The organism is Streptomyces globisporus (assembly GCF_003501885.1).
Classification (GTDB): Bacteria; Actinomycetota; Actinomycetes; order Streptomycetales; family Streptomycetaceae; genus Streptomyces; species Streptomyces globisporus_D.
Map to the genome: position 1 here is coordinate 1 of NZ_QWFA01000016.1, position 14,877 is coordinate 14,877.

Annotated in this window: 5 protein-coding genes and 1 pseudogene; 2 read left to right on the plus strand and 4 right to left on the minus strand. The window is 69.2% G+C overall.

Going from position 1 to position 14,877, the window contains the following annotated elements; genetic code table 11:
- The 3 genes and pseudogenes from D3105_RS04850 to D3105_RS35980 all read right to left on the minus strand — a co-directional run.
- On the minus strand, positions 1-1,496 hold a 1,496-nt coding region (locus D3105_RS04850; protein ID WP_240646803.1), incomplete at its 3' end, for a condensation domain-containing protein.
- A 14-nt stretch (positions 1,497-1,510) separates the two neighbouring features.
- A complete protein-coding gene (locus tag D3105_RS35975) occupies positions 1,511-2,152 on the minus strand; it encodes an acyl carrier protein (protein WP_425315723.1) in 642 nt (213 codons plus the stop codon).
- A gap of 110 nt (positions 2,153-2,262) precedes the next feature.
- Positions 2,263-10,092 (minus strand): annotated as a pseudogene (locus tag D3105_RS35980) (polyketide synthase dehydratase domain-containing protein).
- A 722-nt stretch (positions 10,093-10,814) separates the two neighbouring features.
- Here D3105_RS35980 and D3105_RS04860 point away from each other — a divergent pair.
- Both D3105_RS04860 and D3105_RS04865 read left to right on the plus strand, forming a co-directional pair.
- A complete protein-coding gene (locus tag D3105_RS04860) occupies positions 10,815-11,573 on the plus strand; it encodes an SDR family NAD(P)-dependent oxidoreductase (protein WP_118900324.1) in 759 nt (252 codons plus the stop codon).
- A 152-nt stretch (positions 11,574-11,725) separates the two neighbouring features.
- Positions 11,726-12,889 (plus strand): acyltransferase family protein, encoded by a 1,164-nt coding sequence (locus tag D3105_RS04865; protein WP_118900326.1) that lies wholly within the window; start codon positions 11,726-11,728, stop codon positions 12,887-12,889.
- 25 nt (positions 12,890-12,914) lie between these two features.
- On the opposite strand, the gene fabD is transcribed toward D3105_RS04865, so the two are convergent.
- Positions 12,915-14,822, minus strand: coding sequence for an ACP S-malonyltransferase (gene fabD, locus D3105_RS04870; RefSeq protein ID WP_165890963.1), 1,908 nt, complete (start codon positions 14,820-14,822; stop codon positions 12,915-12,917).
- Positions 14,823-14,877 lie beyond the last annotated feature (55 nt).

Here is a 14,877-nt window from a genome sequence, read left to right on the forward strand (position 1 = left end):
CCCTCATTCCACTCCACCAACACCCGCCGACGCTCAACCGCCGGGAAAGCCAGCCGCGAGACCTTCTCCTGCGGGTCGGCGGCGACGGCGGCGAGCAGGGTGGTGTAGTGACCCACCAGACGTCGAATGGTCTCCGGGTCGTACAGGTCGGTGTTGTACTCGACCGTTCCGACGAGCCCGTCCGGTGTTTCCCGCAGGTCGACCGTCACGTCGAACTTGGTGACATCGACATCGAACTCGACCGGCAGGACCTGGAGTTCGCCCAGCCTCTCCTCACGCCCCGTCTGCGCCTCCTGGAGCACGAACATCGTCTGGAAGACCGGCGAATGGGCGAGGCTGCGCTCCATCTGAAGAGCGTCCACGACGGATTCGAAGGGCACGTCCTGGTGGTCGTACGCTGCCACCGCGGTCCTGCGCACCTGGGTCAGCAGGTCGCCGAAAGCGGGGTCGTCGGACAGATCGGCCCGCATCACCAGGGTGTTGGCGAAGAAGCCGATGAGGCCTTCCACCTCACTCCGGTTGCGATTCGCCACCACCGTGCCGACGGCGATGTCGTTCTGCTGCGTGTAGCGGTGCAGCACGACGGTGTAGGCGGCGAGCAAGGTCATGTACAGCGTGGCGTCGTACCGCGCACCGACGGTCCGCAGCCGCTCCAGCAGTTCGGCCGGGCAGCGGAAGACCTCACGGGCTCCGCGGTACGTCTTGACCGGCGGGCGTTCCCGGTCCGTGGGCAGTGACAGCCGCGGATCGACCCCGGTGAGCTGCTTCTTCCAGTACTCCACCTGGCGCGTCCGCACACCGTCGGCGAGCCACTGGCGTTGCCAGAGCGTGTAGTCGGCGTACTGGACGGGCAGCGGCTCCAGTGGGGAGGGCCGCCCCTCGCAGAACGCCTCGTACAGGGCGACGAGATCCCGGAAGAGGACACCGACCGACCAGCCGTCCGAGACGCCGTGGTGCATCGTCACCAGCAGCACGTGCTCCTGCTCGGACTCCCGCAGCAGTCTCGCCCGGAACAGCGGGTCACGCTCCAGGTCGAAGGGGGCGGCCGCCTCCTCCGCACAGATACGGGGCAGATCCGCGGGGTCCGCCAGCTCCTCCGGGCGGACCGCGAAGTCACGGCCGTCACCGATGTGCTGGTACGGAACGCCGTCGCGGTCGACGAATCGGGTGCGCAACGCCTCGTGCCGCTGCACCACGGCTTCCAGCGCGCGTACCAGCGCTGAGCGGTCCAGGCGCCCGCGCAGTCGCACGGCCATCGGGATGTTGTAGGCCGCGCTGGTCCCGTCCAGCTGTGCCAGGAACCACAGGCGCTGCTGGGTGAAGGACAACGGCACCGGCTCGTCTGCCGGCCGGGGCGAGGGCGTCATGAGGTCGAGTGCGGAGAGATCGACGCCCTGTTGCCTGAGGAGGGCTATCAGGGCGCGCTGTCGTACGCCGGACAGGGACCGGATCTTGTCGACCAGGGTCCGCGCGTGGTCTGGAGAGATGGTGCCCATCGTCGTCCCCTTGCCTAGTTCTCGATGAGCAGAGCTTCGAGCTCTTCGGCGCTCATGCTTTCGATACGGGCAATGCTCTGGAGGATTCGCTCCGTATCCCCGGCCCCTGTGTGCCCGGACGGCGTGCGGCGCTCCAGCTCCGCCGCCAGCTCGGCCACCCGGGGAGCGTTGAAGACGGTCTGGACGGGCAGCTCGATGCCCGTCCGCTGCTTGAGCAGGTTGATCAGCCGGGTCGCGAGCAGCGAGTTGCCGCCCAGGGCCAGGAAGTTGCTCGTCGCGCCGAGCTCGTCGACGTCGATCTCCAGCAGCTCCGACCAGACGCCGACCACCGTCCTCTCGCTCTCGGTGAGCGACCGGCCCCGCAACCGCTCGACGCGGTCGTCCTGTGCGGCGCCCTGTGCCGGCGCGGGGTGCTCGCCGTGCCCGGGGTGGCCGAGGGGTGCGGTGCGACCGGCGGCCCCAGGCCTACGACCGACCCAGTAACTGCCCTTCTCGAACTCCGTCGGCGGCAAGGAGATCATTCGGCGGCTCCCGTGGTGGAGCCCGCTCCAGGGCACGGAGACACCACGCACCCACAGCTGGGCGAGGTGGTCGAGGTCACCATCCGCGACGAGACCGGCGACGAACTGTTCGCCCCTCAAGCCGGAGAGCACCATGCCCAGCGGTCCCGCGCCGTCCTCCGTGTTGCCGTGGTGAACCCCTACGGCAGAGAACACGCCGCTGTCGGCCTCGGAGCCGGCCGACAGGTGCCGCGCGAGCACCCGCTTCAAGTCGTCCAGGGAACCCGCCACCACGGCGAGTCGCTCGGGCAGCGGTTCGCGGCCCAGCTGCGAGCTGTATGCGACATCGGTCAGGCTGACCGAGCCGTCGCGGTCCAGGAAGTCGGACAGCCGCCGCACCGCCGTCCGCAGCCGGTCAGAGTTCCTGGCGGACACCAGGACCAGCTGAGGGCCCGTGTCCTGCGAGCTCCGGGTGTCCGCCTCGGTACGCGGCGGCGCCTCGACCACCAGACTGACATGGCTGCCGCCCGCCGCCGCCGAGTTGATCAGCGCGCGGCGGGGCGCGATGGGGTCATCCGTACCCGATGCGCCGCGCGGCTCCCAGGCGCTCAGCCGGTCGCAGAGCGTCAGTGCGCTGCCCTCGAAGTCGAGGGCGGGGTTGGGGGAGCCCACCTCTACCAGGGGAGCGAGCTGCTGGTGCTGCAGTTGCAGGACGACCTTGGTCAGCTGAGCGATGCCCGAAGCCGCCTCGGGATGGCCCATGTTCGACTTCACGGACCCGAGGGCCACGGGTTCCGTGACGCCCTCGAACACCTCGCGCAGGGCACGCAACTCGACGGCGTCGGAGAGCCGTGTCCCGCTGGCCGCGGACTCGACGTACCCGATGGAGTCCGGGGTGACGCCGGCCCGGTCCAGCGCCTGCCGCATGACCTTCGTCTGCGCGCGGTGGCTCGGTGTCATGAAACCGTTGGACCGGCCGGAGTGCACGGATGATGTGCCCTTGACGACGGCGAGGATCCGGTCGCCGTCGCGCAGCGCCGCGTCCAGGGGCTTGAGGAGCACGGCGCCAACGGCTTCGGCGGGCAGATATCCGTCCCCGTCGCGGAAGCTGCGGCTGCCCGGATGGGTGCCGAGCAGTTGCAGCTCGGCCAGTGCCACGTACTTGTCCGGGTGGACCGTGAGGTTGACGCCTCCGGCGACGGCCAGATCGCTCGCGCCGCTCCGCAGGTCGGCACAGGCCAGGTGGATGGCCATCGCCGACGACGCGCACATGCTGTCCACGGCGAGACTGGGCCCCTCCAGCCCGAAGTAGTGGGAGACACGGTTGGCGATCATGTTGTAGGAAGCCGCGGAGGTGAGCGCCGCGAGGGCGGGGTCCTCCTCGCCCGCGCGGTAGAGCTGGTAGGCAGCGCCCACGTAGACGCCGACGCGCCGTCCGTAACGGTGCTCGATGACCTCCTGGGTCATGCCGCTCTGCTCCAGCAGATGCCACACGGTCTCCATGAACAGCCGCTGCTGCGGGTCCATCGCCGCGGCCTCACGGGGGGAGATGCCGAAGTGCACCGGGTCGAACCGGTCGATCCCGTCCAGGAACCCGCCGAACGTGCCGGTCTTCCTGGCCTCGACACCCACGTCGGTGCCGAGCCCCGCATCGTGATCCCACCGTTCGGCCGGGATTTCGGTGACGCAGTCCTTGCCGTCGCGGAGGTTCGCCCACAGCTCTTCGAGATCGCCGGCCTGCGGGTAGCGGCCGCTGACGCCGATGATGGCGATGTCGCCATCGCCGCCGGCCCGGTTGTGCGCGCGCCGCTCCGGCGTGCTCCCACGGGGCGCCGCGTTCCCGGCGCCTGCGTTCCGGCTCTCCGTGTGCGCGGGCGGCGGGAGGTCCGCCGGAGCCACCGATGCCGATGAGGTGTCCGAGGCCGGCAGCGGCGCCGCGGGTTCTCCGAACAGCGTGCGCAGAGCCGGTTGGTGATCGGTCACGAAGTACCGCGCCAGGTCGCGGATCGTGTCGTACTCGAAGAGGAGGGTGCGCGACAGCGGGCCGAACGACTCCTCCAGCTGGGAAACGGCCTGCACCGCTATGACGGAGTCCATGCCGTACTGCTCCAGCGCCGTGTCCACGGCGAGGCGTTCCGGGTCGAGCTTGAGGGACGACGCCAGCACTCGCCGCAGGTGTCCGGAGACCCGCTCCTCCAGAACCCGGGCGGCATCGCCGTCGAGGGACCCGGGAGTGGATGCGTCGCGCTGAACCGGCGCCACTCCACCGCCACCGGTGAGCTGGGCCGGCATCCTGTCGCGACGGCCGACGACGACGAGCAGCCTGCCGTCCGTGGTGCCGGAGTCCGCCGGGGTGAGCGCCTGGCGCAATGCCTCCAGGCCGCTGGACGTGTCCAGAGTCGTGAGGCCGACGCCCCGCAGATTCTCCTTGACCGCGTCATCCCCCATGCCGCCCTCGTCCCACAGCGGCCAGTTGACCGACACGGTCCTGCCGTGGCGCAGCCCGTCGTCGACGAGGCGGTTGCGATAGACGGCGTAGGCGTCCATGAAGGCGTTTCCGGCGGCGTAGTCGGCCTGGCCGGCATTGCCGAAGGCGCCGGCTATCGACGAGAAGCACACGAACGTCTCCAACGGCTGCTCCCGGCTCAGCTCGTCGAGGTGGACCAGCCCGGCGACCTTGGGGGCCAGTACGCGCGCCAGCACCTCGGTGCTCTTGCGCAGGAGCAAGGCGTCGTCGATCACTCCGGCGCTGTGCACGATGCCGGTCAGCGGCCCGTGGTTGTCCGCCACATGCGCCAGCGTGCGAGCGACGGAAGCCCGGTCGGACACATCCGCGCGCTGGTAGTCCACCGTCAGCCCCGCCGCGCGCAGGGCCTCCAACGAGCCGCGCTTCTCCTCGCTCAGCGGCGACCGGCCGGTGAGAACCACCGTGGCGTGGCCGACCGACGCCGCGATGTCCCTCGCCACGATCAGGCCGAGTCCCCCGGCGCCCCCGGTGATGAGGTAGACGCCACCGTCCCGCCACGGTACGGCGGCGCGCCGACCGGACGGTATCTCCTCCCACCGGCCGACGTGGCGCCGACCGTCCCGGTGGCGTACCTCCGGCTCGGGACCGGGCACGGTCTCGGAGCTCAGGCGGGCGGCAACAGCGGCCGGTGGGGCACCGTCGAGGCACTCGACGTACTGCGTGCGCAGCAATGGGTGTTCCAGGCCGGCCGTCCTCAGCAGACCCGCGAGTCCACCGAAACATGCCAGACGTTCCCGTTCGGCGTCCGAGGCGGCGGAGCCGACCAGCACGACCTGGAGCAGCACCGGTTCCCGCAGGCCGCCTTCGAGGATCTGCCGTACCAGCGTCAGCACGCGCTCCGTGACCTCGGCGAACTGGCGGTCCAGCGAACCGTCCGCGATGTCCGCGTCGTGACAGACGACACCGGTGGGCAGGGCCGATCGCACGGCATCGCGCGCGGAGTCCGTGAGGGACCCGATCAGCACGACGTGGTGGGCCGAGAAACTCTCCGCCCGGGCGGCACCGGCGCGTGCGTCGGCGGGTGCTCCTTCCTCGACGACCCAGGAGGGACGCAGCAGGAGCATCTCGTCCTCGACCTCGGCTGCTCCTGCCCTTGGGGACTCCGGCGCGACGGGGGCCGAGGAGGCGGGGAGGAGCGACTCCCGCGCGGCATCGTGGGGGTCGAGGTCGAACCAGCACCGCTCACGGGCGAAGGGATATCCGGGGAGACTGACGCGCCGCGCCGACGCCGTGAGCGTGGTCCAGTCCACCGTGGCTCCCTCGGTCCACAGGCTTCGAAGCCGGTCGTGGGCGCCGTGTTCGGCCCACTCGGACACGGCGGTCCGCAGCGCGGGATCGTCGGCCCCGGCAGCCATGTCACGGCCCCGGCGGGCGGTGCCGCGCGCCCATGTGCCCGGGCGCCGGGGAGCGGCGGCAAAGGCTTCCAGCTGGGCCCTGGCGTCAGCCAGTGACGTCGCGGCGAGGGCGAGCCGCTCGTCCAGCCCCATGCGCCCGACCTGGAGGGTCCATGCGACATCGAAGAGGGAGTCGTCGGGCAGGTCCGCCAGACGGGTGTGGAGTCGCCGGGCCTGTTCGACGAGCTGGTCCTCGCTCCGTGCGGAGAGCACAAGCAGGGCCGGGCGGTGATCCGCCGCGGGCGGTGCCGGGAGCGCGGCGGGCGGCTCGTACTCGGCGATGATGACATGGGCGTTCGAGCCCCCCGCGCCGAAGCCGGAGACTCCTGCGAGCCGCGGGAAGGTGTGTCGTACTCCGTCGGTCTCCAGCGTCGGGCGGTGCCACGGCTCCGTGCGCTGCTGCACCCGCAGCGGCGTCCCCTCGGTGGCGAGGTGCGGATTGAGGGTCTCGGAGTGCAGGCTCGGCGCCAGTTCCCGGTGGCGCAGCTGCAACAGCACCTTGGTGACACCGGCGATTCCGGCCGCGCCTTCACAGTGCCCGATGTTCGACTTGACCGAGCCGATCGGAAGATCCGCCGGCGCGCCGCCCAGGGCATGAAGCGCCTTCTTCAAGCCGCTGATCTCGATCGGGTCGCCCAGCGCCGTGCCGGTGCCGTGCGCCTCGAGGTAGCTCAGGGAACGCGGGTCGACGCCCGCGTCGGCGAGCGCCTCGGTGATGACGTCCCCCTGCGCCGCCGGGGAGGGGACGGAGTAGCCCGAGGTGCGACCGCCGTGGTTCAGCGCGGTCCCCTTGATCACACCGTAGATGTGGTCGCCGTCCGCCACAGCCCGTTCCAGGGGCTTGAGCAGAACCGCGCCGACCCCCTCGCCGGGTACGTAGCCGTCGCCCCCCACGCCGAAACTACGGCAGCGGCCGTCGCCGGAGAGGAAGCGGCGCTGGCTCAGCATCAGGAATTTGTTGGGATGCGAGTGAAGATTGACCCCGCCGGCCAACGCCGTCTCGCACTGGCCGCTCCTGATGGCCTCGCAGGCCAGGTGGATGGCTGTCAACGAGGATGAGCACATGGTGTCGACGGTCATGCTCGGGCCGGTGAAGTCGTAGAAGTACGACACCCGATTGGCGATGCTGGCGGCGCTTCCCGACAGGGCGACCGGTCGGCCGGCGTACTGGGCCTGCGCCCCGTAGAGCTGGTACTCCTCGTACATCACTCCGGCGAAGACGCCCACCTTGCCCGGCACGCCTCCGGCGTATCCGGCGTCCTCCAGCGTGTGGTGGGCGCACTGGAGGAACAGCCGCTCCTGGGGATCGAGTAGTTCGGCCTCGTGCAGCGAGATCTGGAAGAAGAGCGGGTCGAACCGGTCGATCTCGTCGAGGAAGCCCCCCATGCCCCCGAGGAGGAACCTCCGGCGTCGGCGTACCGCCGGTGGTCCCAGCGCTCGGAGGGCACTTCCTGGATGCAGTCCCGGCCGGAGCGCAGGTTCTGCCAGAACTCGTCGAGGCCGGCCGCCTGCGGATAGCGTCCGCTGAGTCCGATGACAGCGATGTCGGTTGCGGCGTGGGCCGGAGCGTCAGGCCGGTTCTCGCCCGTCCGCGCGGAACGGTGTACGTCTCGCGGAACCCGGTCCTCCGCCACCGGGGGGTCCACCAGGGCACGTGTGCTCAGCCCGGTCAGCTCCGCACACACCTGTCCGCTCTCGTCGAACACGGTGACGTCCAGCCGCTCCGGAGCGGCGTCGCGCTCGCTCCCCGGCTGATGCCTGAGCCAGGCATATGCCGAGGCCGACGTCTCGGCCACCGCCTCCATCCCCTGCAGGGCGAACGGCAGGGCCGGGCGGGCATCCTCTCCATCCGACAGCCGCGCCGCCGGCAGGAGGCCGATGGTGGCCTGGAGGGCACCGTCGATGATGCTCGGGTGCAGTCGGTACCGGTCCGCGCGGTCCGCTGCCGCGGGCAGGCGCAGCTCGGCCAGTACCTGAGGCCGTCCTTCCTCGTCCGAGCCCACCCCCAGCTCCACCAGGGACTGCTGTGCGGGCCCGTACTCCATGCCCGCGCGGGCATACAGCTCGTACACGTCCGAGCCCTGGAGCGTCCGATCGGCACAGGCGGCGCGCAGCTCGGCAAGGCGCACACGGTCCGGAGCGTCGCCTTCCAGGAGCCTCGCACGCCCTTGGCCGCACAGGGTGCGTTCGCCGTCTCCGCCGACGCTGTGAATCGTGTACTCCCAGCCGTACCCGTGCAGTGATCGCACGTCCAAAGAGAGCTCCAGCCCGTCGGGGCCGCAGATGGCGGGGCGCAACCAGACGATGTCGTCGAGGCGCACACGTGCCGCGTGCGCTTCGCCGAGAAGACGTTCGACCGCCGCGTATGCCATCTCCAACTGCGCTACCGCAGGCAGCACGCGGGAGCTGTGGATGCGGTGATCTCGCAGGAACGGCTCCGTGCCGTCGAACCGCGTCCGACAGACGATGCCGTCGCCACTTCGCACGGCGTGGTGCAGCATCGGGTGCGGGCGTTCGACCGTCTCTCCCACCGGCGCCCGGGAGTCGTCCGCGGCCGCCGCCCCGCCGCGGGCGGCGGCAACGTACTCGGCCACGGCCTGCACGGTGCGGTAATCCGAGAAGACGGCGGGCGCGAGTGCCACTCCGAAGCGCTCGCCCAGCCGGGCGGCCAGCTGAGCCAGAGTGGTCCAGTCGCATCCGAAGTCGGTGAACTCGCCGTGGGGATCCACGTCCCCGGTCGGCACCTTCAGGAGTGCGGACAGCTCTTCGAGGAGCCCGTCACGGATGTCGTCCAGTGGGGCGGTGGGTCCCCTGCCGCTCTGTCGCACAGGCATCGACGGCGACACGGAGTGCGCGGGTGTCTCGTCCGACGGGGCATCGGGGAGAGACGCCCCCCGGCGTTCCGCGACGCGCTCTTCCAGCCAGACCGAGAGAGCCGCGACCGACCGGTACTCGAACATGATCGTGGGCGAGAGGGAGAGCGAGAGCCGGTCCTCCAGGGCGGGTACCAGCGACACGAGGTCCACCGAGACGAGGCCCAGTTCGTAGAACCCGCACTCGACGTCGACCTTGGTCTCCGGCACCTTCAGACGCTCGGCGATCAACGTCCGCAGGAGGCCGGAGACGTCCGGTCCTGTGTCTGCCGGATCAGCGGTCGGCCCGGGCGTGGGGCGCCCTGGGAGGGCCGCGTTCGGGTGGCCCGTCGAAGACTCGTTCCGAGCGTCGAGAGCCGACACGTCACGGACCCGCTTGGCCACGAGCCGGCCGACCTCCGCGATCTTGAGACCCTCGGCGTCGTAGAACTCCACCGACAGCCGCATGAGTTCGTCGTCCCGCTGCGTCGATGCCGCCGGGACGCGGACGTAACAGCGATCGCCCAGTGGGGCGGCGGCGCGGAACGACTCGAAGACCAGCGGCAGATAGAGCCCCTCGCCCTCACTGCCCTCGTAGAGCATGTGGTTGCCGACGCTGCCGCCGAGCAAACCCGCCTCGAACAGGGCCGGATGGAAGAGGAAGGAGTTCGCGCTGTCGCGGTACGCCGAGGCGAGATCCAGTTCGACCACCCAGTCGTCGTGGCGCCGGTGCACCACCCCCTCGGACCGCATCAGGCCCGAGTGCACCAGATCGTTCCGCCGGAGCCAGGTGTAGATCTCGTCCAGCGTGGCGATCCGCTCCCCCACGCCAACGGGTAAGGACAGCCGTTCCTGGAAGGTAGCCGGTGGACACGCGTGTGCCGTCACCACCGCGTGCAGCACGGGCCCCGAGTCCGGCCGACGCCGGCTGCGCACCTCGATCCGCTGCCCCCCGGCCGGCGCGGGCCGCCCCTCGATGGTGGTCAGAACCTGCTCACCGGGCGCCGCGACGAGCGGCGCCAGAATGGTGAGGTTGCGCAGTTCGACCTCCGCCATGGCGATGCCCTGGCGGGCGAGGACCTGTAGGACAAGATCCACGTAGCCGACGCCGGGAAGCAGGTGGAGGCCGTGCACGACATGACCCCGCAGCAACGGGTTGTCGGTCGTCACGGTATAAGTCTCGGTAAAAGTCGCGGAGTTGGCCATCGGATTCCCCAGTCGATCGGTAACCAGCGCAGGACAGCGCCCTGACGGCGGTGATGCGCGCAGTCGGAACCGACAACGGGAAGGTCCGGGACAAGTGAAAGAACCTCGGCGTCGCATTGCCGCGCACCGGCGCGAAAAGAATGAGAACGGATATCCGTCAACCCTGCACAGGCATGCACACAAGTAAGGCAGGGAGGTTGGTGTTGACTACACGAAGGAAATGATCAGGCCTGGACGTCGGCCAAGAGGCGCGAGAGCGCCGTCGAAATGTCGAGTGAGGCCCGCATAAATCGCAACAACCCATTGAAATCCACCCCCGTGGCCCGCTGTTTGCAGCTCGGTCCGATCCGCCTGAGGGCGGTCCACGCGATCCGAATGAACGTCGCGCTGCACTTCGCTGCTCCGCACGCTACCCGAACACCGGAAGGAAGATCAAGGAACACAGTGTGACGACCTCCCTCGGGAATGAGAGCGGAGCGTGACGCACCGGCCGGCCAGGACCGTTTTCTTCCCTTCATCCGCACATAGACTTCCATGAACCACCGGCTCAAGAATTCCGTGGATCGATCGTCGCGCACAACAGCCGGCATCGGTAAGGTGCTTCCGGTGCGCGCTCCCCAGGAATCCGGCACAGCAGTACGACGGGGAAGTGTCCGTCATACCGGGACGCACATGACGCTTACCGGCCACCCGCCGCCGGTGGCCAATCCTGGGTCTCTTCAGATGAAATCGCGGCCGTGGCCGATGTCACACATCACTCAGCCGCCTGCCCGCCACCGGCCCACCGGGGCGGGAGGTCGCGGCAATTCGTGCAGCCCTTTACAGAACAGGAACAACACGTGCGGATCGAAGGAAACGTCGCACTGGTCACCGGCGGAGCATCCGGCCTCGGGCTGGCGACGGTCAGGGAGCTCCGGAACCGCGGAGCGTCGGTGGTCATTCTGGGCCGTTCCTCGCGCGGCAAGGAGGTCGCGGAGGAACTGGGCGAGCGTGTCGCGTTCTCTCCCGGAACCGTGACGAGCGAGGAGGACGTCACCGCCGCGATCGACCTCGCATCGAGCATGGGGCCTCTCCGCATCGCCGTGAGCTGCGCCGGAATCGGCAACGCCATGAAGACAGTCGGTAAGAACCGCCCGTTCCCGCTGGCCGCGTTCGCCGAGGTCGTCCAGGTCAACCTCGTCGGAACCTTCAACGTCATCCGCCTGGCCGCGGCGCGGATGGACCAGGCCGACGACGACGGCGAGGAACGTGGCGTCATCATCAACACCTCCTCGGCGGCAGCCTTCGACGGACAGACCGGGCAGGCCGCCTATGCGGCCTCCAAGGCGGGCATCGTGGGCATGACCCTGCCCATCGCCCGCGACCTGGCCCAGTCGAGGATCCGCGTGGTCACGGTCGCGCCGGGGCTCTTCCGCACCCCGATGTTCGACTCACTCCCGAAGTCCGCACTCGATACGCTCGGCCGGCAGGTGCCCCATCCGGCCCGGCTCGGCGACCCTGCGGAATTCGCCTCGCTCGTCGCACACATCGTGGACAACCCCATGCTCAACGGGGAGACGATCCGGCTCGACGGCGCCCTGAGGATGGCTCCGCGATAGCAGGACTTCGCCATGCGTTTTCAGCCAAGTATCGTGCCGTCACCTGAAGCTGTGGCCCGTTCACTGCCGGTGGCCTCGAAAGGCTTTCCTGCCCCGGCTCCCGGGAGCAGTCGCATTTCCGACACACCCCTACCCAGGAGGAGAAGTACCCCATGACCAACGAGCTCTCCACAGGAAGTCGTCTACCGTCGCTGACGAGTCTGCGGTTCTTTCTGGCTTTGGTGGTGGTGTGGTACCACGTGAGCTTCGTCTCGGGATTATTCGACGGTGCCCTTCAGCAGGGCCTCGGCGCCGCCTCGCCATTCGCCGCTGGGGCGGTGAGCGGATTCTTCGTCCTGTCCGGATTCGTACTGACCTGGGCACACAGACCGAGCGACCGGTTCCGCGCATTCTGGCGGCGCCGTTTCTGGAAACTCTTCCCCAACCATCTGCTGGCCTGGACAGCGGTGCTGGTCTTCTTCGCCGTGACCACCGCCGACGTTCCCATGACGTCACCCCCCGGAGACAGTGCGGGCGCAGCCATCGCGAATCTGCTGCTGGTCCAGGTATGGATACCGTACGCAAGTATATTCTCCGGCTTCAACACACCGGCGTGGTCGATCGCCGTTGAGCTGTTCTTCTACGCGCTCTTCCCCGCCCTCCTCATAGTCGCCCGCAGGATTCCCACACACCGACTGCGCGGCGCGTGGACCGCGCTGGCGCTGTTGATCGTTCTCATGCCACTGGTTGCCACGACCGTCCCCGGGCCGAAGATGTACGACTGGCTCCCCCTCAACGAACGCAGTCTCTGGTTCATCTACGTCTTCCCGCCTGTCCGGCTGCTGGAGTTCATGCTGGGCATCGTGACCGCCCGTCTCCTTCAGACCGGCACCTGGCCTCGCGTCAACCGCCTTGTGGTGGCCGCGGCCTTCCTGGTGTTCCTGGCCGTGCTGCCGGCGTTGCCCCCGCAGTACGCGATGGGCTCGGCGATCGCTCCGGCGCTCGCCGCGGTCATCGCGAAGACCGCACTGGCCGATCTCGAAGGCCGCGCCCGGTTGCTGCCCCGCCCCTCACTCATCGCTCTGGGCGAGGCCTCCTATGCCCTGTACATCACACACTTCCCCGTGATGATGGCCATCCGCCACCTGATCGGGACCGACCCGAACCTGACCGTCGGAGCGCGCTTCGCGATCGTCCTCGTGGTCATCGGCCTCTCGGTGGCGCTGTCCCTCCTCGTGTTCCGCTACTTCGAGCGCCCTCTGATGCGTCGCTGGTCCAGCGGCCGGAACACCTCGCGGCCGCAGGCGGCCGACTCCGTACCCGCCTCCGCCTCCTGAGTACCGCCCCGGTACCGGCCACAGGTCACCGTGCTGTCCGGGCTTCCGTCGAGGACCCGGACAGCACGGCCCTCAGGCTCTCCCGCAGTTGCCGCATGGATACCGCGTCTGGCGTGAAGCGGTCCATGGCGGACGCCGCCCGGTAGTCGGGCCCATAGCCGTACTTGAGGAGGGTGACGAAGGAGCCGCTGGGGCTGAGATCGACGAAGTAGTGACGCTCCGGCGCTCGGAACGAGGCGGCCATCAGTTCGTCGAATCGGGCCCGTCCCCGGATCACGTCCCAGAGGTACGTGTCCCAGTGGTTCACCATGTCGTCCGGCAACGGCCCGGCACAGGCGGCCGAGTAGACCGGCATACCGGGCCTGCTCACCGCGACGGCACGACCCATGATCCGGCACTCGTGCCGGACGTCGTCGAGGAGCGGCGAGTGGAAACCGTACCGGACGGGCAACTGGACGGCCGTCACACCCTCTTCGCCCAGCGCGGCCCGCACTTCGGTCAGCCGCTCACTCGTTCCGCTCACGACGAAGTGCCCCGACGTACGGCTCGCGCAGTTGACGCCCGCCAGGTACAGATCGCCGAACAACTCCCGGCGCCGACGGTAGAGATCCGGGTCGGCGAGGACTCCGAGCATGCCACCGGGACGGCAGTGCCGCTTCATCAGGTAGGCCTGTTTCATGACGAGGTCCAGGCCGTCCTCGGGGGACATCGCTCCGGCGACAGTGGCGGCGACGTACTCGCCCAGACCATGGCCGAGCACCGCGTCGGGACGGAAGCCCTCTTCGCGCAGTGCCTCGGTGAGACTCCAGCCGGTGGCGTAGAGCGCGGCCTGTGTCTGGAGGAGGCCGTCGAAGTCCTGTCCGCGGCGGGTTTCGTCCTGGATCACGGCCACCAGTGAGGCACCGCAGGCCGCCTCGTAGAGAGCGCTGCACCGGTCCATGGCCGCCCGGAACGCCGGGTTCTCGTCGTACAGCTCGCGGCCCATCCCGTAGGACTGGGTTCCCTGCCCCCCGTACATGAAGACGATCTCGGGCCGTAGCGGGGCACGGGGCGGAGCAGGGGGCTTCTCCCGCACCGGCAAGGGCTCTCGTCGGATCTTGTCGGTGAGTTTGGTCAGGACGGTGCCCGGCCCGATCTCCACGAAGTCCTGATGTCCCTGACTCATGAGCCAGGAGATCGATTCGTACCACTTCACGGGGCTCGATATCTGCCGGATCAGCAAGTCCGCGTAGTCGGTTGCCGGATAGAGACGGGCGGTGCGGTTGGCGACCACCGGGATGCGGAGTTCTCCGAGTTCGACACCGGAGAGGTGGCGGGCGAACTCCTCCTCCACGCCGTTCATACAGCGCGAGTGGAACGCCGCGCTCACGTTGAGCGGGACGAGGGCACCGCCGGCTTCCTTGCAGGCGGCGCGGAGCTCGGGTGCGTGGATCTCGTCGTGGAGTCCGGAGAGGACGCACTGCTTCCGGGCGTTGATGTTGGCGATGTCGATGCTCTGGTGCGGCAGCCCGGCAAGGACCTCCCGCACGTGCTCCACGTCCAGGCCGACCACGGCGGCCATGGCACCGGACGGGGCCCGGCTCATCAGCTCACCACGCTTGCGGACGAGGTCGAGCCCGGTGGCGAAGTCGAACGCCCCGGCGGCGAAGAGCGCGCTGTACTCCCCCAGGCTGTGCCCGGCGACCACTGCGGGCAGCTCTCCACCCGCATCGACGCGGTCGAGGTAGTGCAGTGCGCTGACCGCGTAGAGAGCGGGCTGGGTGTACTCCGTACGGCTCAGAAGGCGGTCGGGGTCGTCGGAGCAGAGCGTCTGGAGCGAGTAGCCGAGCACATCGTCGGCCTGCCGGACCAGTTCCGGGAACTTGGCGAACAGTTCGTTGCCCATGCCCCTGTGCTGTGAGCCCTGTCCGGGGAACACGTACACCGATGTCATGTGATCACTCAGTCGTTGTCGTCGCGGGGATCGGAGCGCCGTAGGCCGAGCCGCT

Excerpts from the sequence above, each read along its gene's own strand:
- D3105_RS35975 (WP_425315723.1), bottom strand. The coding sequence starts at position 2,152 with ATGGTGCTCTCCGGCTTGAGGGGCGAACAGTTCGTCGCCGGTCTCGTC.
- D3105_RS04865 (WP_118900326.1), top strand. The coding sequence starts at position 11,726 with ATGACCAACGAGCTCTCCACAGGAAGTCGTCTACCGTCGCTGACGAGT.
- fabD (WP_165890963.1), bottom strand. The coding sequence starts at position 14,822 with ATGACATCGGTGTACGTGTTCCCCGGACAGGGCTCACAGCACAGGGGC.